Annotated in this window: 2 protein-coding genes; one reads left to right on the forward strand and one right to left on the reverse strand. The window is 34.1% G+C overall.

All coding sequences use genetic code 11. The features are described from left to right. Positions 1–197 precede the first annotated feature (197 nt). Complete coding sequence (locus KTQ90_RS13470; RefSeq protein ID WP_153113444.1) at positions 198–707, forward strand: WG repeat-containing protein; 510 nt, start codon at positions 198–200, stop codon at positions 705–707. Between the two features lie 3 nt (positions 708–710). Here the strand turns inward: KTQ90_RS13470 and KTQ90_RS13475 are convergent. Beyond that, a partial coding sequence (locus KTQ90_RS13475) for a hypothetical protein (RefSeq protein WP_217318845.1) occupies positions 711–907 on the reverse strand: 197 nt, incomplete at its 5' end.

Here is a 907-nt window from a genome sequence, read left to right on the forward strand (position 1 = left end):
TTTGCTGTATATTTCAATCGCGGATTAAGGTGCAAGGCTATCGCTGAATAGTTACCTGACACTTTGACATTATAAAATTTCCCAAATAAAATAGGCATGATGTTTGTATTTGATATTAATGAATTTTGAATGATACGACTCAGCCAAAAGTCCCGGCTAAGCCGCATGGATTAAAAGGGACTTAAACGTAAGCGACAATGGCATTAACGTATAAAACATTAAGTTTGAAAAAGTTCCTTTTTATTTTTCTATCATGTTTACTTTTCCAACAGCTGACAGCTCAGACCATTGTAAAATTTGACAATGGTAATAACATTATATATAAAAACTTACAAGGAAAAACTATTGTAAAGAATAAAAAATATACAATAGCATTTACTGATACGATTTCATCTATCGGCTTTGTCGGCACGAGAAAAGGTGAAATAGTTTGTATTAATAATGCAGGTAAAGAACTATTTGAAGTATATAAGATTGACAATGGTCCAGATTATGTCAGTGATGGCTTGTTCAGAATTGTAGGAAAAAATAGCAAAATAGGTTTTGCTGATACATGTGGAGCTATTGTTATTCCACCCGTTTTTTCGTATGCTACACCTTTTCACAATGGAGAGGCTAAAGTTTCTTTTGGCGGCAAGAATGAAAAACAAGGAGAATACCAATCATGGAAAAGCAACCTTTGGTTTTTGATAAAGAAGTCCAAATAGTTTTTAAAAGCATTGGATATGTTTTTTAACAGAACTAACAAAAGTAGCAGAATATTTCCAAAGCCCGCTGTCATACCTTTGCACCTGCACGATAACGGTTGATGCCAAAAGGAAAGACCTTGTGGAGGAAAGAAAATCAGAGCGACAAATGAAAATAGAAACTTCACGGAAGTTTTTGGACTGTACGATTATCGCATACT

Source organism: Leyella stercorea (genome assembly GCF_019052365.1).
Lineage (GTDB): Bacteria > Bacteroidota > Bacteroidia > Bacteroidales > Bacteroidaceae > Prevotella.